We start from the raw sequence: 21,254 nt of genomic DNA, 5'->3' as shown, positions 1-21,254 counted from the left end.
TGACCCTCACCCGCCCGCTGTCGCGGGCACCCTCTCCCGGGGCGGGAGAGGGACTCATCGACGAAAGCGGCCATCATGCCGTGACACCCGCCTCGGGGCGCCGCCAGCGCCGCCGGCACCACAGCCGGAAGCGGTCGAGGTACAGGTAGGTGACCGGCGTCGTGTAGAGCGTCAGCATCTGGCTGACCACCAGACCGCCGACGATGGCGATGCCCAGCGGCTGGCGCAGCTCCGCCCCGTCGCCGGAACCCAGCGCCAGCGGCAGCGCGCCCAGCAGGGCGGCGACCGTGGTCATCATGATCGGGCGGAAGCGCAGCAGGCAGGCGCGGTGGATCGCCGTGCGCGGGTCCAGCCCCTCGCTCCGCTCCGCCTCCAGCGCCACGTCGATCATCATGATCGCGTTCTTCTTGACGATGCCGATCAGCAGGATCACGCCGATCAGCGCGATGATGCTCAGCTCCTTGTCCAGCGCCATCAGCGCCATCAGAGCCCCCACCCCGGCGGAGGGCAGGGTGGACAGGATGGTCAGCGGGTGGATGTAGCTCTCGTAGAGCACGCCCAGCACGATGTAGACGGCCAGCAGCGCCGCCAGGATCAGCACCGGCTGGTCGCCGATCGACTGCTGGAACACCCGCGCGGTGCCCTGGAAGCTGCCCTGGATGGTCGTCGGCACGCCGATCCGGTCCATGGTGTGGCGGATCACGGTCAGCCCCTCGCCCAGCGAAACGCCGGGGGCGAGGTTGAAGGAGAGGGTGGTGGCGACGAACGGCCCCTGGTGGTTCACCGACAGCGGCGTGTTCTCCAGCGAGACGCGGGCGATGGCCGAGAGCGGGACCATCGTCTCCACGCCGGTGCTGAGCGCCGACCCGGTGGAGGCGGCGGTGCGGCCGGTGGTGGCGATCTGGTTGATGCGCTGGTTGCGCGCGGCCTCGGTGTCGGCCGTGGCGGCGCCGGCGATGGCGCTGGTCGCCTGCGTCCCGCTGACCGCCCCGCCGGATTTGCTGATGAGGATGTCCTTCATCATCTCCGGGTCCTCGCGGTACTGGGGAGCAACCTCCATGATCACGCGGTACTGGTTCAGCGGGTTGTAGATGGTCGAGGCGGAGCGCTGGCCGAAGGCGTCGTAGAGCGTGTTGTTGATCTGGTTGAAGGACAGGCCCAGCCGCGCCGCGGCGTCGCGGTCCACCGTCACCTCCAGCGCCAGCCCGCGCTGCTGCTGGTCGGAGTTCACCTCCGTCAGCTCCGGCACCTGCTGGAGCGCCTGGGTCAGGCGGGGCGCCCAGGTCTGCAACTCGTCCAGCGTGTCGCCCTGGAGCGTGAACTGGTAATTTGCGTTGGACTGCCGCGCGCCCGCCCGCAGATCCTGCATGACCGAGAGGTACAGATTCGCGCCGGGGACCTGGGTGAGCTGGGTGCGCAGCCGGGCGATCACCGCGTCGGCGGTGACGTCGCGCTGCGCCAGCGGCTTCAGCGACACGGCCATGAAGCCGCTGTTGGTCCGGCTGCCGCCGGTGTAGCCAACCACCGTGTCCACCGCCGGGTCGGCCTGCACCAGCGCCACGAAGCGCTCCATCTTCTCCTTCATCAGCGTGAAGGAGGTGCTCTGGTCCGCCACGACGAAGCCGATCAGCCGGCCCGTGTCCTGCTGCGGGAAGAAGCCCTTGGGGATGATCGTGAAGAGATGGATGCTGAGCGCCACGGTCGCTGCGAAGACCACCATGGTCAGCAGGCTGTTGTCGAGCGCCGCCGTCAATGTCCGGTCGTAGAGGCGCAGCGTGCCGCCACCGATTTGGGCGCCGATCCGCGCCCCGACCCGGCGTAGGGCGGCCATGGCGCGGCCCGGCTCCCTGGCCTTGCGCGGCTCGCGCAGCAGGACGGCGCACATCATCGGCGTGGTGGTCAGGCTGATGACCATCGAGACCAGGATGGCGATGGACAGGGTCAGGGCGAATTCGCGGAACAGCCGCCCGACGATGCCGCCCATCAGCAGGATCGGGATGAAGACGGCGACCAGCGACACGCTCATCGACAGGACGGTGAATCCCACCTCCCGCGCGCCGCGCAGCGCCGCCTGTGTGCGGGACATGCCGTTCTCGATGTGGCGGGCGATGTTTTCCAGCACGACGATGGCATCGTCCACCACGAAGCCGGTGGCGATGGTCAGCGCCATCAGCGACAGGTTGTTCAGGCTGTAGCCGAGCAGATACATGGCGCCGAAGGTGGCGACCAGCGACACCGGCACGACCACGCTGGGGATCAGCGCCGCCCGCGCGTTGCGCAGGAACAGGAACACCACCATCACCACCAGCCCGACGGCGATGATCAGCGTGTGCTCCACCTCGGCCAGCGAGGCGCGGATGGTCGTGGTGCGGTCGCTGGAGACCGACAGGTCGATGTCGGCGGGGATGGAGGCGCGCAGCTCCGGCAGCATCGCCTTCACCCGGTCCACCGTCTCGATGATGTTGGCCGCCGGCTGGCGGTTCAGCATCAGCAGGACCGACGGCTTGCCGTTGGTGATGCCGGCGTTGCGCAGATCCTCCACGCTGTCCGACACCTCGGCCACGTCCGACAGGCGGACGGCGGCGCCGTTTCGGTAGGCGATGACCAGCGACCGGTATTCCTCCGCCTTGCGCGCCTGGTCGTTGGTGTAGATCTGGAACCGCAGCTCCCCGTCCTCGACGGCGCCCTTGGGGGCGTTGGCGTTGGCCGACGCGATGGCGGCGCGCACGTCCTCCAGCCCGATGCCGTACTGGAACAGGGCGCGGGGGTTCAGCTCCACCCGCACGGCGGGGAGCGAGCTGCCGCCGATGCTGACCTGCCCGATGCCCTCGACCTGCGACAGCTTCTGCTGGAGCACGGTCGCCGCGGAATCGTAGAGTTGCCCCTGGCTGAGCGTCGCCGAGGTCATGGTCAGGATCATGATCGGGGCGTCGGCGGGGTTGACCTTGCGATAGGTCGGGTTGCTCCTCAGGCTGGACGGCAGGTCGGCGCGGGCGGCGTTGATGGCGGCCTGCACCTCGCGGCCCGCGCCGTCGATGTCGCGGTTCAGCCCGAACTGGAGCGTGATGCGCGTCGATCCGGCGGAGCTGGAGGAGGTCATCTCCGTCACGTCGGCGATCTGCGCCAGATGCCGCTCCAGCGGCGTCGCGACGCTGGCCGCCATCGTCTCCGGGCTGGCGCCGGGCATCGAAGCGGTGACCGAGATGGTCGGGAAATCCACCTGCGGCAGCGGTGACACCGGCAGCCCGACGAAGCCCAGGGCGCCGGCCAGCGCCAGCCCGAGCGTCAGCAGCGTCGTCGCCACCGGCCGCCGGATGAAGGGCGCCGACAGGTTGGCGGCCCAGCTCATCGCGCGGCCCCTTCCGCCTGTCCGTCGGGACGCCCGCGTAGGCGCGCGGCCAGCCGGTCGAAGGCCAGATAGATCACCGGCGTGGTGTAGAGGGTGAGAAGCTGGCTGAGGATCAGCCCGCCGACGATCGACACGCCCATCGGCTGCCGCAGCTCCGACCCCGTGCCGGTGCCGAGCATCAGCGGCAGGGCGCCGAGCAGCGCCGCCATGGTGGTCATCAGGATCGGCCGGAAGCGCAGCAGGCAGGCCTGATAGATGGCCTCGCGCGGGGGCTTGCCCTCCTCCCGCTCGGCGTCGAGCGCGAAGTCGATCATCATGATCGCGTTCTTCTTTACGATGCCGATCAGCAGGATGATGCCGATGATGGCGATGATGTCCAGGTCGTGCCCGGCCAGCATCAGCGCGATCAGCGCCCCGACGCCCGCCGAGGGCAGGGTGGAGAGGATCGTGATCGGGTGGATGTAGCTCTCGTAGAGGACGCCCAGCACGATGTACATCGTGACGATGGCGGCCAGGATCAGGAGAAGCTGGTTGCCCAGCGACGCCTGGAAGGCCAGTGCCGCGCCCTGGAAGCGGGTCAGCACGCTGGCCGGCAGGCCGAGTTCCTGCTCCGCCGCCTCGATGGCCTTGACCGCGGCGCCCAGCGACACTCCGGGCGCCAGGTTGAAGGAGACGGTGACCGCCGGAAACTGCCCGAAATGGTTGATCTGGAGCGGCGCGTTGCGCACCTCCATCCGCGCGAAGGCGGCCAGTGGCACCTGCCCGCCCCCCGCCGAGGGCAGATGGATGGAGGTGAGAAGCTGGTCCACCGTCATCCGGTCCGGGTCGGCCTCCAGGATCACGCGGAACTGGTTGGCCTGGGTGAAGATGGTGGAGACGATGCGCTGGCCGAAGGAGTCGTAGAGCGCGTTGTCGATGGCCGCCGTGGTGACGCCGTAGCGCGCGGCGGTGTCGCGGTCGATGGTGATGGCGGCCGACAGCCCCTTCTCCTGAAGGTTGCTGGTGACGTCGGTGATCTCCGGCACCGCGGCCAGCCGGTCCAGCAGCCTCGGCGCCCAGACGCGCAGTTCCTCGGGATTCGCGTCCTCAAGGACGAACTGGTACTGGGTGCGGCTGACCGTGGCGTCGATGGTCAGGTCCTGCACCGGCTGCATGAACAGCTCGATTCCGGGGACGGCGGCGGTGTTCTGGCGGATGCGGCGGATGATGTCGGCCACATGGTCCGTCCGCTGCTCCTTCGGCTTCAGGTTGATGAGGAGGCGCCCGCTGTTCATGGTGGTGTTGGTGCCGTCCACCCCGATGAAGGAGGACAGGCTGACCACGTCGGGGTCCTTCAGCACCGCCACCGCCAGCGCCCGCTGCCGCTCCGCCATGGCGGCGTAGGAGACGGACTGCGTGGCCTCCGTCACGCCCTGGATCAGGCCGGTGTCCTGCGCCGGGAAGAAGCCCTTGGGGATGGCGGTGTAGAGCACCACCGTCAGCGCCAGCGTGCCCACGGCGACCAGCAGCGTCGCCCCCTGGCGGTCCAGCACCCAGCGCAGCGTGCGGGCGTAGCCGGCGATCACCGCGTCGAACCACGCCTCGCTGCGCCGCGCGATGGCGGACATCTCCCTCGGCTCGCGGTGGCGCAGCAGCTTGGCGCAGAGCATCGGCACCAGCGTCAGCGAGACGACAGCGGAGATCAGGATGGTGACGGCCAGCGTGATAGCGAACTCGCGGAACAGCCGGCCCACCACGTCGCCCATGAAGAGCAGCGGGATCAGCACCGCGATCAGCGAGACGGTCAGCGACACGATGGTGAAGCCGATCTGCTTCGACCCCTTCAGCGCGGCCTGGAGCGGCGGCTCGCCGCGCTCCACATGGCGGGCGATGTTCTCGATCATCACGATGGCGTCGTCGACGACGAAGCCGGTCGCGACGGTCAGCGCCATCAGGGACAGGTTGTTCAGGCTGAAACCCGCCAGATACATCACCGCGAAGGTGCCGACCAGCGACAGCGGCACCGACAGGCTGGGGATCACCGTCGCCGGGATGTTGCGCAGGAACAGGAAGATCACCAGGACCACCAGCCCCATGGCCACCATCATCTCCATCTGCACGTCCTCGACGGAGGCGCGGATGGTGACGGTGCGGTCGGTCAGGACGGCGACCTCGACCGAGCCGGGCAGGGCGGCGGTCAGGTTGGGCAGCATCTCCTTCACCCGGTCCACCACCTCGATCACGTTGGCGCCGGGCTGGCGCTGGATGTTCAGGAGGATGGCCGGCGTGTCGTTCATCCAGGCGCCCAGCCGGGTGTTCTCGGCGCTGTCCAGCACCTCGGCCACGTCGGACAGGCGCACCGGGGCGCCGCTGCGGTAGGCCACGACGAGGTCCTTGTACTCGTCGGCCCGGCGGAGCTGGTCGTTGGCGTTGATGGTGTAGTTGCGGGTCGGCCCGTCGATGGTGCCCTTGGGCGAGTTGACGTTGGCCGTGTTGATGGTGCTGCGCAGGTCGTCGATGTTCAGCCCGTAGGCGGCCAGCGCCTGGACGTTGGCGCGGATGCGCACCGCCGGCCGGTGCCCGCCGCTGAGGCTGACCAGACCGACGCCGGGGAGCTGCGACAGCTTCTGCGCGAAGCGGCTGTCCGCGAGGTCCTGCACCTGGGTCAGCGGCAGCGTCTTCGACGTCAGGGCAAGCGTCAGGATCGGCGCGTCCGCCGGGTTGACCTTGGCGTAGATCGGTGGGGCGGGCAGGTCGGAAGGCAGCAGGTTCCCGGCGGCGTTGATGGCCGCCTGCACCTCCTGCTCCGCGATGTCGATGCTGAGTTCCAGCCCGAACTGGAGCGTGATGACCGATGCCCCGGCGGCGCTGACCGAGGACATCTGGACCAGCCCCGGCATCTGGCCGAGCTGGCGCTCCAGCGGGGCGGTGACCGAGGAGGTCATCACCTCCGGGCTGGCGCCGGGGAAGAAGGTCTGAACCTGGATCGTCGGGTATTCCACCGCCGGCAGCGCCGACAGCGGCAGGAAGCGGTAGGACACCGCCCCCACCAGCAGGATCGCCAGCATCAGCAGCGAGGTGGCAACCGGACGGACGACGAAGGGGTGGGAGATGTTCATGGCCGGAGTTCGCGGAGGCGCGCGTTACGACGCGTTGCGCTGGGGACGGCGCTGCGGGTGCGGCCCCTCGCTGGACGGGGTGGGAAGCGCCGGCTGGGCCGAGCCCTCGGTCGCCGCGACCTTGGCGCCCTCGCGCAGCCGGTCGGCGCCCTGGATCACCACCGTCTCGCCGGGTTGCAAGCCCTGGGTGATGACGGTCTTCGCCCCGTCGCTGGCGCCCAGCGTCACCGGACGGACCGAGGCCGTGCTGTCCGCCCCGTTCACCACATAGACGTAGGTGCCGGGCGCCCCGCGCTGCACCGCCGCCACCGGGACCATCGGCACGCCGGCCAGCGTGTCCACCAGAAGCTGGACGTTGACGAACTGGTTGGGGAACAGCGACTGGTCGGCGTTGTCGAACTGGGCGCGCAGCTTCACCGTGCCGGTGGTCACGTCGATCTGGTTGTCCACCGTCGTCAGCGTCCCGGTCGCCAGCACGCGGTCGCGCGTCCGGTCGTAGGCGGTGACCGGCAGGGTCGCCCCGTCGCGCAGCCGGGCCATGATCGCCGGGATGTTGTCCTCCGGCAGGGTGAACAGGACGGAGATCGGCTGCACCTGGGTGATGACGACGATGCCGCCGGCCTCGCCCGCGGTGACGTAGTTGCCGGAATCGACCAGCCGCAGGCCGGCGCGGCCCGAGACGGGGGCGGTGATGCGGGTGTAGGACAGGTTCAGCTTGGCGTTCTCCACCGCCACCTGATCGGCCTTCACCGTGCCCTCATATTGCTGAACCAACGATTCCTGGGTGTCGCGCTGCTGCTTGGCGATGGAGTCCTGCTTGACCAGCAGGCGGTAGCGCTCCAGGTCCAGCCGGGCGTTCTTCAGCAGCGCCTGGTCGCGCAGAAGCTGGGCCTCGGCCTGCTCGACGGCGAGCTGGAAGGGGCGCGGGTCCACCTCCGCCAGGAAGTCGCCCTTCTGCACGGCCTGCCCCTCGGTGAAGGCGACCTGGGTGAGTTGGCCGCCGACCTGCGGACGCACCGTGACGGTGGCGAGCGACGAGACGGTGCCCAGCCCGTTCAGCCGGATCGGCATGTCGCCCTTTTCGACCGTCGCGGTGACCACCGGCGAGGCGGTCGGCATGCCCGGCCGGAACCCGCCGGGACCGCCGCGCGCCGCCGTCTCCGGCGCCGGGCGGAAGGCGAACCACCACACCCCGCCGCCGATCAGCGCCAGCACCACCAGCCACGCCAGCACCCGCCCCAGGATCGAACGGCGCCCCGGGGCCTCGGTTCGCTGGGCCTCGGGCTCCGTCCGGTCCCGGCGGGCTTGCGGCGCCGCCGTGGCGGGACTGTCCGGCCCGGGCGCGGGCGGCGGTTTCAGGGGCGTGTCCAAATCCATCGGGTCCTTCATCGCCTGCGGGCGTCGTCCGGAAAGTCGCGTCGGGAAGGCGGCCGGCGGCCCGGCCCCGATCCCGCCGGGACGCTATCACGGCGTCGCGCGCAGAATATGTCCAGAAGGGATTAGATTTGTAACGCTCGGTAACAGCGTCGAGGGGTGCTGAAAACCCCCTCTCCCGCCCCGGGAGAGGGAAGGGGCCCGCGCCGCAGGCGTGGGAAGGGTGAGGGTGCTGCCAAGGATGAGTTGAGCGATCCTCGCACGACCCTCACCCGGCGCCTTTGGCGCCACCCTCTCCCGGGGCGGGAGAGGGATACTACGCCCGATGCTACGCCCCTGAGGCCAACCCCGACACGAAGGCGGCGATTCGGCGGCAGGCCTCGGCAAGCTCCGCCTCGCCGACCGCGAAGGACAGGCGGACGCAGCCGGCCGCCGCCGGGCCGAAGGCGCCGGCGTCGAGGACCGACACGCCGGTCTCGCGGAACAGCCGCCACGCGAACTCCATGGTCGGCAGACCGGTGCCGCGCACGTCCATCAGCATGAACATGCCGGCCTCCGGCTTCAGGCAGCGCAGGCCGGGAACGGAGCCGAGCGCCTCCAGCGCGATGTCGCGGCGGCGGCGGTAGCCCTCGCGCATCGCCGCCACCGCCTCGTCGCCCTGCTCGACGGCGACCAGCGCCGCCTGCTGCACGAAGCCCGGCAGGCCGTAGAGCATGCACAGCGCCAGCGTGCCCATATGGGCGACCAGAGGCGCCGGGGCGACCACCCAGCCGGCGCGCCAGCCGGTCATGGCGTGCGACTTGGACAGGCTGTTGATGGTCACCGTGCGCTCCGCCATGCCGGGCAGGGTGGCGATGCTGATGTGCGGTCGGTCGAAGGTCAGGCTGGCGTAGACCTCGTCGGCGACCACCCACAAATCGTGGCGGCGGGCGAGGTCGGCCACGGCCTCCAACTCCTCCATCGACATGACGATGCCGGTGGGATTGGCGGGGGTCGCCAGGAAGATGGCGCGGGTGCGCGGGGTGACCGCGGCGGCCAGCGTCGCCGGGTCCAGCCGCAGCGTGGCGGCGTCCGGAGCCACCGGGACCAGCGTAGCACCCGACGCGCGGACGCAGGCCTCGTAGGTCAGGTACATCGGCTCGGGCACCAGCACCTCGTCCCCCGCTTCGACGAGGCAGAGGGTGGCGTTGAACAGACCGTTCTGCGCCCCGGCGCAGACGATGACGTTCTCCGGTTCGACGGCCATGCCGGTGCGGCGGGCCACGTCGCGGGCCAGCGCGGCGCGCAGCTCCGGACGGCCGGGAATCGGGGTGTAGTGGGTGTCGCCGGCGTGAAGGGCGGCGATGGCGGCGTCGCGCACCGGGGCGGGCGTGTCGAAATCCGGGTCGCCGACGCTCAGCACGATCACGTCCTCGCCGCGCCCCTTGGCGGTCCAGGCGGCGAAATGGATGTCCCAGGCCGCGACGCGGTCGCCGCGGATGCGGTCGGTGAGGGACGAGAAACGCATCGGCGGAGGCTCCCTGGCAGGCTTTCCCGTTGGCCGGAAGGGCTCACGGCGGAAGACCCATCCATATGCCCCAGGGCGGTGCCGGGGCACAACCGGGCGATTGAAGGACGATGGTGCAGGGCGGCCATTCATGCCCATTAGGACACCCTGATATGACCGACCGGCAATTGCAGCGCTGCGAAATCCGGGCCTATGACGGACCTCAATAATAAAACGAGTGAATCGTCCGCCGAACAATTTCCGCAGGCAACAAACGCCCGAGAACGTGCAAAGGATAACCATGTACCGCGACCGTATTCGCCTGAAGTCCCTGTGGGGAAAGGTGGTGACGCCGGAAGAGGCGGCCCTGCTGATCCGTGACGGCATGACCATCGGCATGAGCGGCTTCACCCGCGCCGGTGACGCCAAGGCGGTGCCGCTGGCGCTGGCCGAACGCGCCGCGACGGAGCGGCTGAAGGTCACGCTGATGACCGGCGCCTCGCTCGGCAACGACGTGGACCGCATCCTGACGGAGGCCGGGGTGCTGGCCCGCCGCCTGCCGTTCCAGGCCGACCCGGTGCTGCGCAAGGCGATCAACCGCGGCGAGGTGATGTTCGTCGACCAGCACCTGTCGGAAACGGTCGAGCTTCTGCGCTCCCTTCAGATGGGGCCGGTGGACGTGGCGGTGATCGAGGCCTGCGCGATCACCGAGACCGGGGGGATCGTCCCCACCACCTCGATCGGCAACTCCGCGACCTTCGCCATCCTAGCCGAGAAGATCATCGTCGAGCTGAACCTGACCCAGCCGCTCGACCTTGAGGGGATGCACGACGTCTACATCCCGACGCGCCGCCCCTTCCGCGAGCCGATCCCGGTGGTGACCGCGGAGAGCCGCGCCGGCCTGCCCTACATCCCCATCGACCCGTCGAAGATCGCGGCCATCGTGGTGACGCGCAAGCAGGACAGCAGTGCCACCATCCTGCCGCCGGACGCCGAGACCCGGGACATCGCCGGCCACCTGATCGAGTTCCTCGACCGCGAGGTGCGGCAGGGCCGGCTGGGCCGTTCGTTGAATCCGCTCCAGGCTGGGATTGGGACCATCGCCAACGCGGTGCTGCACGGCATGATCGACAGCCCGTTCCACGACCTGACCATGTACAGCGAGGTCCTGCAGGACAGCACCTTCGACCTGTTCGACGCCGGCAAGCTGACCTTCGCCTCGGGCTCCTCGATCACGCTGAGCGCCGGAAAGTACGCGGAGGTCCTGCCGCGGATCGGCAGCTACAAGGGCCGGCTGCTGCTGCGCCCGCAGGAAATCTCCAACCACCCGGAGGTCATCCGCCGCCTCGGCGTGATCGGCATCAACACGGCGCTGGAGTGCGACATCTACGGCAACGTGAACTCGACCCATGTCAACGGCACGCAGATGATGAACGGCATCGGCGGCTCCGGCGACTTCGCGCGCAACGCCCACCTCGCCATCTTCGTCACGAAGTCACTGGCGAAGGATGGAAAGATCTCCAGCGTCGTTCCGATGGTCACCCACACCGACCACAACGAGCACGACGTGGACGTCCTGGTGACCGAGACCGGTTTGGCCGACCTGCGCGGCCTCGCCCCGCGCGAGCGGGCGGAGACGATCATCCGCAACTGCGTCCATCCCAGCTACCGCGAGCTGGCGCTGGACTATCACCGCCGGGCGCTCCAGCGCGGCGGCCACACGCCGCATTTGCTGGAGGAGGCCTTCTCCTGGCACCTGCGCTACCAGCAGACGGGCAGCATGCAGCCGGCCTGAGTGCCTTGACGGGGGCCTTAATGGGGGCGTGTGCGGATCAGGGGCAGACGGCTTCGACGATCCGGCACACGTCCCCGGCGGTGCGCGGGGTGAAGCGGGCGAGCAGCCCACTGCGCAACTCGGGCACGACCAGTGACACCGGCTGTTCGGCGGGAACCGTCAGGTCGTGGTCGAGGTCGCAGACGCTCACATAGTCCAGCCCGGTCAGGGCGACCAGGAGCGACTGCCGCCCCCGCTCGTCGACGGCGTGGGCGATGGCCCGGCCGTTGGCGGCGGCGTAGGCGGCGGCTTGGTCCCGGGTGTAGCGGGACACCGGCAGCACCCGCAGTGACGGGTGGCTGCGCAGGACCGTGTCGATGAGGGCGTTGAGGCCGCTGGACAGGCTCGGCATGGGGTTCCAAAGGCTTCCGACTGTGGAGCGCCATGCTACCACGAATTCGGCCGTTGGGGGCGCCACCCCCGCGCGACACGACAATGGTCACGCGAGGGTCACGCTCCGCCGGTCAATCAGCCGGCGCGGACCCGGGCGATGAAGCCGTGGATCTCGTCGCGCAGCAGGTCGGAGTCGCGGGACAGGCTGTTCGCGGCGTCCAACACTTCCGCGGCGGCCTCGCGCACATCGGTCGCCGACTGGCTGACGCCGCCGATGTTGCCGGAGACCAGCCGGGTGCCCTGGGCGGCCTGCTGGATGTTGCGGCCGATCTCGTGCGTGGCGGCGGTCTGCTCTTCCACGGCGGCGGCGATGGCGCCGGCGATGGCGTCCACGTCGGCGATGGTCCGGGCGATGTTGCGGATGGCCGTCACGGTGCCTTCGGTGATCGCCTGGATCTCGGTGATCTGGCTGGCGATCTCCTCGGTCGCCTGGGAGGTCTGGGTGGCCAGCGCCTTGACCTCGCCCGCCACCACGGCGAAGCCCTTGCCGGCCTCGCCGGCGCGCGCCGCCTCGATGGTCGCGTTCAGCGCGAGCAGGTTGGTCTGGCTGGCGATGTTCTGGATCAGGTTGACGACGTCGCCGATCTTCTGGGCGGCGCTGGCCAGCCGCTCGACCAGCGCGTTGGTCCGTTCCCCTTCGGTCACGGCGTCGCGGGCGACCGTCGCAGCACCGTTGACCTGACGGCCGATCTCCCCGATGGAGCTGCCGAGCTGCTCCGACGCCGCGGCGACCGTCGCGACGTTGGCCGACGCCTGTTCCGTCGCGGCGGCGACCGAAGAGGCCTGCTCCGTCGTCGTCTCGGCGGCGCCGGTCATCGTCTGTGCGTTGCTCTGAAGCTGGCGGGCGGCCTGCGAGACGGCCTGCACCACGCCCTGCACGTTGGCGTCGAACTGGTCGGCCAGCGCCAGCATGGCGGCGCGGCGGTCGGCCTCCATCTGGCGCTTCTGCGCGTCGCTCTCCTCCTGGAGGCGCCGCATCTCCAGTCCGTTGCTCTTGAAGACCTGGAGCGCGCGGGCGAGCAGGCCGACCTCGTCCGTGCGTTCGGTGCCCTGGATGGACACGGTCAGGTCGCCGGCGGCGATCGAGGTCATCTCCGACGTCAGGCGGTGCAGCGGACGAACGACGAAGAACAGCAGGATGGAGCCCAGCAGGCCGAAGGCGAACAGCACGCCGACGCCCGCCACCGTGTAGAGCCGGGTCATGACCTGTTGGGAGAGCGCGGTGGCGCGCTTCTCGGCCTCCCGCGTCTCGGCCATGCCCTGCTCCACGCGCTCGCCGAGGGCGGCGGTCAGCTTCTGCCGGACGGGGCGGCCGACGTCGATGGACACGCGGATGGCGCCGTCGGTGTCGAAGCCGCGGGCCAGCTGCACGGTCGTCTGGGCGACGCGCTCATACTCCCCGACGATCGACTTGATGGCCAGGATGCTCTCGCGCTCCGCCGGGTCGTCGTAGGCTTCGGCCAGCGTGTCGATGGCGGACAGGGCCTTGGCGATGTTGGCCGTGAGCTGCGCGTTGGCGGCGTCGATGGCCTCGCGGGACGAGGCGACGATGGCGTTCGCCTCGGTGTCCATGGCGTCGCCCAGCGCGGATTGCACGGCGATGGTTGCGCCGAGCCGGTCGGCGACCAATTCGGTGATGCGGGCGGTTGAGCTTGTCAGATCGGAGATCGCGCTCCGGGCGGTCCAGACGAGGCTGGCGATGACGATCAGCAGAACAAGAACCGGAACGAGGATCTTGTGCAATAACTTGCGGTTCGAGAACCAGCGGTGCAGCGGCATGTCCAAGGCTTTCCAGTAAAGCGGGCTCGATCGGTGGGGCGGCGCGGGCGCCAGGAGCCGGGTCCAAAAAATTCCCCCGCAGCCTTGCGGCATGCGGGGGGAGGTGAGACGCGCCGTCAGCCGGCCAGCCGGTCCCAGCAGCCGTCTAAGGCCGGGGACAGCTTGTGCTTCATGATGCGCTGGCTGGGGGTGCGCTCGAACTCCTCGACCACCGCGATGTAGCGCGGATTCTGGTAGGGCGCGAGCTGTTTTCCGAGCCAGCCGGACAACGAAGGGATGTCCAGCGTCGCCCCGGCCTTCGGCTTCACGAAGAGCTTGATGTCCTGTTCGCCGACGTCGGCGGCGACACCGATGATGGCGCAGTCCTCGACGGAGGGATGGGTGGCCGCCACATGCTCCACCTCCCAGGCCGAGACGTTCTCGCCCTTGCAGCGCACGCTGTCGGTCATCCGACCGTGGAACAGCAGCGTGCCGCTCTCATCGAGCGAGCCGAGGTCGCCGGTGTGCAGGGCGCCGTCCTTGAGCGCGCGGGCCGTCGCCTCCGGGTTGCGGAAGTAACCGGCGAAGATGGCGCCGGGCCAGTCGGTGCGGACGACGATCTCGCCCCGCTCGCCCTGCGGCACCGGCTTGCCCGCGCCGTCCAGCAGCTCGACGGTGAACCAGGGCATTGGGCGGCCGACCGCGCCGACCACGCCCTCGTCGTTGCAGGTGGTGATGCTCGACGCCTCGGTCATGCCGTAGCATTCGCGGATCTGCACGCCGAACCGCTCCTCGAAGGGCGTCCAGGTCTCCTTGGGGCAGCCGCCGCCCCAGGCGATGCGCACGGGGTGGTCGCGGTCGCGCGGCGAAACCGGCTGCTTCAGCAGGATCTGCAGGATGCCGCCCAGGTAATGGATGTGGGTCGCCCCGTACTCCCGCACCTGGTCCCAGAAGCGGCTGGCGCTGAAGCGGTCGACCATGGCCAGCGACACGCCGCGGATCAGCGGCATGACGATCATCTGGGCACCGCCGATGTGGTACAGCGGCTCCCACACGAACAGCACGTCGCCGTCGCGGGCGGCCGAGACGCGGGCCACCGCCTCGCCGGCCAGCCGCATCATGCGGTGCGACACCAGCACGCCCTTGGGCCGCCCGGTGGTGCCGGAGGTGTACATGATGGCGAAGGTGTCGTCGGGGGCGGGAGGCGCCTCCTCGAAGGCGGCGTCGGATTCCAGCAGGGCTTCCAGCCGCAGCGCCGCCGCCGGATCGCCCTGGACGATCAGCGGCGTGCCGGCGGGCACCGCGCCCGTCTCGGCGATCACCGGCAGGAATTCGGCCTCGGCGACGATGGCTCCGGGGTCCGAGTGCTCCAGGATGTAGCGCAGGCCCTCGCCGCGCTGCTGGGCGTTGATCGGCACCCAAACCAGCCCGGCCTTGGCGAGGCCGAACAGGGTGGAGAGCACCAGCGGGCTGTTGCGCAGCATCAGCGCCACGCGGTCGCCGGGCTTCAGCCCCAGCCGCCGCAGCTCCGCCGCCACGCCGTCGGACTGGCGGTCGAGCGTGGCGAAGCTCAGGGCCTCGCCGTTGAAGCGGGCGAACAGGCGGGCGCGTCCGGTCCGGGCCGCCTGCGTGAACAGGCGGACGAACCCTTCTTCGAAATCGGACATGATGCGTATCTCGAATGCGTTTGATCGGTTGGTTGCGGATCAGCGCGCCGGACGGCGCAGCCATTCCGCCATCAGCAGCAGGGCCATCACGATCGCGAAGACCACGACGGACACGGCGGCCAGCGTCGGGTTCAACTGGAGGATCATGTCGTCCCACATCTGCTTCGGAAGCGTGGTCTTGACGCCGCCGCTGACGAAGATCGCCACGGTCAGCTCGTCGAAGGAGGTGATGAAGGCGAACAGGAAGGCCGCCACCAGACCGCCGCGGATCAGCGGAACGGTGACCAGCATCAGCGTCCGGAAGCGGTTCGCCCCCAGTGTCGCCGCCGCCTGGTCCAGCCGCCAGTCGTGCCCCTTGACCACCGCGGAGATGGCGACGAAGGCGAAGGGCAGGGCCAGCACCGTGTGTCCGATGATGAGGCCGAGGTCGGTGGCGACCAGCCCGATCTGGGCGAACAGGTAGAACAGCCCGACCGCGATGACGATGCGCGGCACGATCATCGGCGCCAGGAAGAAGGCGAAGATCGCCCCCCGCCAGCGCGAGGAGGAGCGGGCGAGCGCCAGCGCGGCCAAGCCGGCCACCAGCGTCGCCAGGACAGCCGTGGCGAAGGCCACCGCGAAAGAGCGGATCGTCGCCGACACCCACAGGTCGGAGTTGAAGTAGACGCGGAACCACTCCAGCCCGTAGCCCGGCGGCGGGAAGTCGAGGAAGGGCGAGGTGGTGAAGGCGATGGGCACCACGACCAGCGCCGGGGCGACCAGGAAGACGATCACCAGGGCGGAATAGAGCGGCAGCAGCCGGTCCATCATCTTCGGCCCGAGCGCGCGTCCCACGGGCCCACCCAGCGCCGACGACGCCTTGGCGAGCGCCGACAGGATCTTCATACCGGCGCTGCGCAGGTGGCCCTGGCCGCCGCCGGTCCGCCCGGAGGTTTCTCCCGACAGGGAGGACAGGCCGAACAGCCGGTCGTAGACCCAGCAGGTGACCAGCGCCGCGACCAGCATGAAGGTGGCCAGCGCGCCGGCGAAGGCCCAGTTCAGCATCTCCTGGATTTGGGTGATGATGAGCTGCGCCAGCATGGTCTGCTGCGGCCCGCCGAGCAGCGCCGGCACGATGAAGAAGCCCAGCGAGGAGATGAAGGTCAACAGCCCCGCCGCGGCCACGCCGGGCAGCGACAGCTGGAAATAGACCAGCCAGAAGGCGTTGGCCGGCGGCGCGCCCAGCGTCTCGGCCGCCTGGACCAGCCGGCGGTCGATGGTGGTCATCACCGGCAGCATGGTCAGCACGGCCAGCGGCAGCATGGCGTGGACCATGCCGGCCATCACGCCGAACTCGTTGTGCAGCAGCGGCAGGGGCGACATCCCGGTGCCGGAGAGGATCTGGTTGATGACGCCGGTGCGTCCCAGGATGACCATCCAGGCGAAGGTCTTCACCAGATAGCTGGTCCAGAAGGGCACCATCACCGCCAGGATCGCCAGCCCGCGCTGGCGCTCCGGCAGCTGCGCCAGCCAGTAAGCCAGCGGGTAGCCGAACAGCAACGACAGCAGGGCGGTCAGCCCGGCGATGCGGAAGGTGCTCATCAGGACGCGGAAATAGACGTCCGTGGCGACGATGCGGGCGTAATGGTCGCCGGTCCAGGCCGAGGTCTCCAGGTCCTGGACGCTGAGGCCGAGCAGCCGCAGCACCGGGAACAGGAAGAAGATGGCCAGGAAGGCGAGGCCGGGGGCGGCCAGCCACAGCGGGCCGAAGCGCAGCCGCCGCCGCGCCGCGGCGAAGGCGCCGTCATGGTTCAGGGTGGCGGCGCTCATGACACCAGCACCCCGGCGTCGGCGCGCCAGCGCACCGCGACGACCTCGCCCAGCCGCGGCGGGGCGGTGCCGCGGCGCAGCCGGACGGTGATCGTCTCCTCGCCGCCCAGCGACACCAGGACGCGCGTCTCGGACCCGGCATAGACGGTGTCCACCACCTCGCCGCGCACCTCGTTGTCGCCGTCGCCGTCGATGTCGAGCTGCTCGGGACGGACGACCAGCGTGCCGTCCGGACGGTCCGGCGTATCGGCGGACAGGCGGAAGCTGCCGTTGCCGGTGACCAGCATGGGTGCCCCGCTGCCGTCGCGCCGGACCTGTCCGCGGAAGATGTTCGACACGCCGATGAAGTCCGCGGCGAAGGCGGTCTTCGGGCGGGCATAGATGTCGTGCGGGGTGCCGAGCTGCTCGATGCGGGCGTGGTTCATCAGGCAGATGCGGTCCGACATGGCCAGGGCCTCTTCCTGGTCATGGGTGACGTAGATGATCGTGGCGCCCGTCTCGCGGTGAAGGCGCTTGATCTCGTACTGCATGTGCTCGCGCAGCTTCTTGTCGAGCGCCCCCAGCGGCTCGTCCATCAGGATGACCGAGGGCTGGTAGACGAAACAGCGCGCCAGGGCGACGCGCTGCTGCTGCCCGCCGGACAGCTCCTTGGGGAAGCGCCCGGCGAGATGGCCGAGATGGACCATCTCCAGCGCCTCCGTCACGCGCCGCGTCAGGTCCGCCGGGGCGACGCCGCGCATGCGCAGGGGAAAGCCGATGTTCTCCGCCACTGTCAGGTGCGGGAACAGGGCGTAATGCTGGAAGACGAGGCCGATGTCCCGCTTGTGGACGGGAGTCCGGGTCTCGTCCTGCCCATCGATCAGGATACGCCCGCCGCTGGGCTCCACCAGCCCGCAGATCATCTGCAGAAGCGTGGTCTTGCCGGACCCTGACGGGCCGAGCAGCGTCAGGAACTCGCCCGCCGGGACCTCCAGGCGGGTGGGCTCCAGCGCCGTGATGGCGCCGTACCGTTTGGTCAGGCCGTCGACCAGCAGCTTCGGCGTGGCGGCGGCCCCGGCCTGGACCGGCGCTGTCCGCGCCTGTGCGAGCGGTGAGAGCATGGCGGCGGGTCTCCTTTCCGAAGGCGGGCTTAGCCGAGGATCCAGGCGTTGAAGCGCTCGTTCATCTTCGACCGGTTGGCGCCCCACCAATCCTCCTTGGCGATGGTCATCACCTTCAGGTTGTCCTCAAAGGTGGGCAGCGCCGGGGCGCGCTCCTTCGGAATGCTCTTGTAGGCCTCAAGGTTGGTCGGGCCGTAGGCCAGGACCTCGGTGAAGACGGCCTGACGGGACGGGTCAGCGCAGAACTTGATGAACTGGCGGGCCGCGTCGGCGCGCGGGTTGCCGCGCGGGATGCCCCAGCCCTCGATCGAGTAGAGGCCCTGGTTCCAGTTGATCTTCACCGGGGCGCCGCCATCGATCACCGCCTGGGCGCGGGCGTTCCACAGGGCGATCATGTCGACCTCGCCGCTCTGGATGAGCTGGCTGGACTGGGCGCCGCCGGTCCACCACACGGCGATGTGCGGCTTGATGCGGTCGAGCGCCTTGAAGGCGCGATCGACGTCGAGCGGGTAAAGCTGGTCGAGCGGCACGCCGTCGGCCAGCAGCGCCTGCTCCAGCGTGTCGATCGGGTTTTTGCGCAGCGAGCGGCGGCCCGGGAACTTCTCGACGTTCCAGAAATCGGCCCAGCTCTGCGGGGCGTTGGAGGCGAACTTGTCGGCGCGGTAGCCGAGGATGGTCGAATAGACGTCGGTGCCCATCCAATGGCTGGTCAGCGAGTCCGGCATCAGGCCGGGGACGTCCGCCGCCGCGAAGTTCAGCGGCTCCAGCAGATTTTGCTTCATCAGGATGTCGCGCGCCGACAGGGTCAGCGTGCAGACGTCCCAGGTGTAGGACTTGGTCTCGACGATGGCCTTGAACTGGGCGGTCGGCTCCGCCTCGCGGGCGACGTTGACGACCTTGATGCCGGTCGCCTTCTCGAACGGGTCGTAGAAGGACTTGCGGAAGGCCGGGCTGTAGGGGCCGCCGGGGTCGGCGACGGTGATCTGCGTGGCGGCGAAGGCCGGACGCAGCAGCCCGGCGGGCAGGGCGGCGCCCAGCGCGACGCCGGCGGCTCCCTTCATCAGGCTGCGGCGACCCATGGAGAAGGAGGACTTGCTCATGTGAAACTCCCTGTTCTGCGGCCGGGGCGTCTCTGTTGTTGCCCCGGTGGATGAGCGCCGCCGTGGCGGCGCGGGCGGGCGGATCGTTGCGCCCTTGGATTGGGTGTCTGCCTTACGCGCGCTTCGCGGCGCGCTTGGCGAGGAACTCCTCCATCATCCGGGCCGGTTCGCCGGACGCGTAAGCCTCGCGCTGGATGCGCACGCCGGCGGCCAGGGCGTCGCGGAAGCCGGCCTCGGTCATCTCGCGGAACCGCTGCTTGTCCAGGCGCATGGCGACCGGCGGCTTGGCGGCCAGCTCCTCGGCCAGGGCCAGCGATTCGGCCATGACGCGGTCCTGCGGGACGATGCGGTTGATCAGGCCGATGCGGTGGCTCTCCTCGGCGTCCATCAGCCGGCCGGACAGCGTCAGGTCCATGGTGCGGGCCAGACCGATCATCTCCTTCATGATCCACGGGCCGGTGGTGCTGGCGATGCCCGAGTTGATCTCCGGCTGGCCCATGCGCACCCCGGCATGGCCGATGCGGAAATCGCCGAGCAGGGCGACCTGGAAGGCGGAGCCGGCGGCGACGCCGTTCAACGCGATGATCAGCGGCTTCGACAGGGTGCGCATGCGGTGGTAGAGGCGCTCCCATTCCGCCACCCACTCCTCAGCGCGGTCGGCGTCGAAGGTCTTGGTCTCGTTCAGGTCCTGCCCGGCGCCGAAGGCACGGTCCCCGGCCCCGGTGAGGATGATCGCGCGCACGCCGTCCTGGGTCTCGAACTGGTCGAAGGCGACGACCAGCTCGTCGCGCATCGCGGCGTTCCAGGCGTTCAGGATCTCCGGACGGTTCAGCGTGATGATGCCGACCGGGCCGCGGACCTCGGTGAGGATGAATTTGAACACGGGACCACTCCTGTAAGCGGGGCGTTTCGCGCGCCTTGCGGATGTGCCGGGCGGATGTTCCGGCGCCCCTCGGGGCGGCGCGTCGTATTGCAATACGATACTTGGTATTGAATAGCTTGGCTTGCTTTGCTAGACCTGTCAACGGTATCTCTCGCACACCAACCACAGGACCGATCGCCATGGCTCCGCGCCGTCCGTCTTCCCGACAGTCAGACACGGAATCCGCAACCGTCGTTGCGGACGCCTCGGTGAAGGAGGGTGGTGCCGCGCGCGCCGGCGATCCCCTGATGGTGATGTCCGTGGAGAAGGCGTTCCGCGTGCTGAACGCGTTCGACGCGGCGCGCCCGACGATGAGCCTGACCCAGATCGCCTCGATCGTCGGGTTGGACAAAAGCGCGGCGCAGCGCTTCACCCACACGTTGGAAAAGCTGGGCTACCTGCACAAGGACCCGGAGACGAAGCGGTTCGAGCTGACGGTCAAGACGCTCGATCTCGGCCATCATTACCTGCGCGGCAACGGGTTGCTCGAACGCTCGATGCCCTACCTGATGCATCTCAGCAAGACGACCGAGGAGACGATCAATCTGACCATGCTGGACGACACGGAAATCGTCTTCGTGTCGCGCTTCATGAGCCGCCACGTGCTGAACACCGACGTCGTCCTCGGGATGCGGATGCCCGCCTACTGCACGGCGCCGGGGGTGGCGATGCTGTCACGGATGCCGATGGAGGAGGCCATCGATCTGATCGACCGCATGGACCTACACCCCTACACGCCGAACACCACCTGGAAGCGCGAGGACCTGCTGGCGAAGATCGAGCGGTCCGCCGATCTCGGCTACGCCACCGCCTTTGAGGAGTATTACCACGGCGACCTGTCGATCGCGGCGGCCGTCGTCGGTCCGGCGGGCGCTCCCATCGGCGCCATCAACATCGCCGTCTCGCGCTCGCGCTTCACCCCGCAGGAGGCGGAGGAGCGCTTCGCCCCGCTGGTCGTCGCCGCGTCGTCGTCAATCTCCACCATCGGCCGTCCGGCCCCGCCGCGGAAAAATGGACGGCGATGAAAAAAGCTCTTGCCGGGCTCATCCAACCCGCCTATAACCCGGCTCCCACGACGCCGGGGCCGCTGAGAAGCGCGACGGCGGCAAGGGATCGGCAGAAATGCCGAAGACGAGACGAAGTAAAGTCGGCCGGCGTGAAAACAAAGGCTTGACAGACCGCTTCGGATCTTCTAGATAAAGCGCCCCGACGCGCCGCACCGAACTCCGGTAGCGCAGCGCAAGACGGGCAGCGGTCCTCGATGAGGGTCGCGGGATCTTGGATATCGTTGATACCGTGTTGTGAGAAGGGATGCGCAGGCGGCGGTTTTGACCGTTGGCCGCGGACCGGTTCCGGGTGGGACT

General features: G+C 69.3%; 13 protein-coding genes. 2 read left to right on the top strand and 11 right to left on the bottom strand.

What is annotated here, in order from left to right; genetic code table 11:
• Nucleotides 1-73: 73 nt before the first annotated feature.
• The 4 genes from FHW79_RS10430 to FHW79_RS10415 form a co-directional block, all read right to left on the bottom strand.
• Nucleotides 74-3,349 carry an efflux RND transporter permease subunit gene (locus FHW79_RS10430; protein WP_183178864.1) on the bottom strand — a complete coding sequence of 1,092 codons (3,276 nt, stop codon included), beginning with the start codon at nucleotides 3,347-3,349 and terminating at the stop codon, nucleotides 74-76.
• Nucleotides 3,346-6,447: an MdtB/MuxB family multidrug efflux RND transporter permease subunit gene (locus FHW79_RS10425; protein ID WP_183178863.1), complete on the bottom strand. Its 3,102-nt coding sequence runs from the start codon at nucleotides 6,445-6,447 to the stop codon at nucleotides 3,346-3,348. The genes FHW79_RS10430 and FHW79_RS10425 overlap by 4 nt, the downstream gene beginning before the upstream one ends.
• A 24-nt stretch (nucleotides 6,448-6,471) precedes the next feature.
• On the bottom strand, nucleotides 6,472-7,824 hold the full coding sequence (locus tag FHW79_RS10420; protein WP_183178862.1) for an MdtA/MuxA family multidrug efflux RND transporter periplasmic adaptor subunit: 1,353 nt from the start codon (nucleotides 7,822-7,824) through the stop codon (nucleotides 6,472-6,474).
• 325 nt (nucleotides 7,825-8,149) lie between these two features.
• Nucleotides 8,150-9,328, bottom strand: a complete 1,179-nt coding sequence (locus FHW79_RS10415) for an aminotransferase class I/II-fold pyridoxal phosphate-dependent enzyme (RefSeq protein ID WP_183178861.1) — start codon at nucleotides 9,326-9,328, stop codon at nucleotides 8,150-8,152.
• Between the two features lie 280 nt (nucleotides 9,329-9,608).
• Here FHW79_RS10415 and FHW79_RS10410 point away from each other — a divergent pair, with 280 nt between their 5' ends.
• A complete protein-coding gene (locus FHW79_RS10410) occupies nucleotides 9,609-11,102 on the top strand; it encodes an acetyl-CoA hydrolase/transferase family protein (RefSeq protein ID WP_183178860.1) in 1,494 nt (497 codons plus the stop codon).
• Between the two features lie 37 nt (nucleotides 11,103-11,139).
• On the opposite strand, the gene FHW79_RS10405 is transcribed toward FHW79_RS10410, so the two are convergent.
• The 7 genes from FHW79_RS10405 to FHW79_RS10375 form a co-directional block, all read right to left on the bottom strand.
• Nucleotides 11,140-11,493 carry a hypothetical protein gene (locus FHW79_RS10405; protein WP_183178859.1) on the bottom strand — a complete coding sequence of 118 codons (354 nt, stop codon included), beginning with the start codon at nucleotides 11,491-11,493 and terminating at the stop codon, nucleotides 11,140-11,142.
• Between the two features lie 116 nt (nucleotides 11,494-11,609).
• Nucleotides 11,610-13,313 carry a methyl-accepting chemotaxis protein gene (locus FHW79_RS10400; protein WP_183178858.1) on the bottom strand — a complete coding sequence of 568 codons (1,704 nt, stop codon included), beginning with the start codon at nucleotides 13,311-13,313 and terminating at the stop codon, nucleotides 11,610-11,612.
• Nucleotides 13,314-13,429: 116 nt separating this feature from the next.
• Nucleotides 13,430-14,959: an AMP-binding protein gene (locus FHW79_RS10395; protein WP_183178857.1), complete on the bottom strand. Its 1,530-nt coding sequence runs from the start codon at nucleotides 14,957-14,959 to the stop codon at nucleotides 13,430-13,432.
• 39 nt (nucleotides 14,960-14,998) lie between these two features.
• The gene (locus FHW79_RS10390; protein WP_183178856.1) at nucleotides 14,999-16,768 is read right to left on the bottom strand and encodes an ABC transporter permease subunit; all 1,770 of its coding nucleotides are present in this window, start codon (nucleotides 16,766-16,768) and stop codon (nucleotides 14,999-15,001) included.
• Nucleotides 16,765-17,868 carry an ABC transporter ATP-binding protein gene (locus FHW79_RS10385; protein ID WP_183178855.1) on the bottom strand — a complete coding sequence of 368 codons (1,104 nt, stop codon included), beginning with the start codon at nucleotides 17,866-17,868 and terminating at the stop codon, nucleotides 16,765-16,767. The genes FHW79_RS10390 and FHW79_RS10385 overlap by 4 nt, the downstream gene beginning before the upstream one ends.
• A gap of 29 nt (nucleotides 17,869-17,897) precedes the next feature.
• Nucleotides 17,898-18,968, bottom strand: coding sequence for an ABC transporter substrate-binding protein (locus FHW79_RS10380; RefSeq protein WP_183178854.1), 1,071 nt, complete (start codon nucleotides 18,966-18,968; stop codon nucleotides 17,898-17,900).
• Nucleotides 18,969-19,080: 112 nt separating this feature from the next.
• A complete protein-coding gene (locus FHW79_RS10375) occupies nucleotides 19,081-19,851 on the bottom strand; it encodes an enoyl-CoA hydratase/isomerase family protein (RefSeq protein WP_183178853.1) in 771 nt (256 codons plus the stop codon).
• 248 nt (nucleotides 19,852-20,099) lie between these two features.
• On the opposite strand from FHW79_RS10375, the gene FHW79_RS10370 reads away from it, so the two are divergent.
• On the top strand, nucleotides 20,100-20,915 hold the full coding sequence (locus tag FHW79_RS10370) for an IclR family transcriptional regulator C-terminal domain-containing protein (RefSeq protein ID WP_348984107.1): 816 nt from the start codon (nucleotides 20,100-20,102) through the stop codon (nucleotides 20,913-20,915).
• The last annotated feature ends 339 nt before the right edge of the window (nucleotides 20,916-21,254 follow it).

The organism is Azospirillum sp. OGB3 (assembly GCF_014192915.1).
Lineage (GTDB): Bacteria > Pseudomonadota > Alphaproteobacteria > Azospirillales > Azospirillaceae > Azospirillum.
Note: the sequence above shows the minus strand (reverse complement) of the source record. Positions and strands in the feature narration are given on the sequence as shown.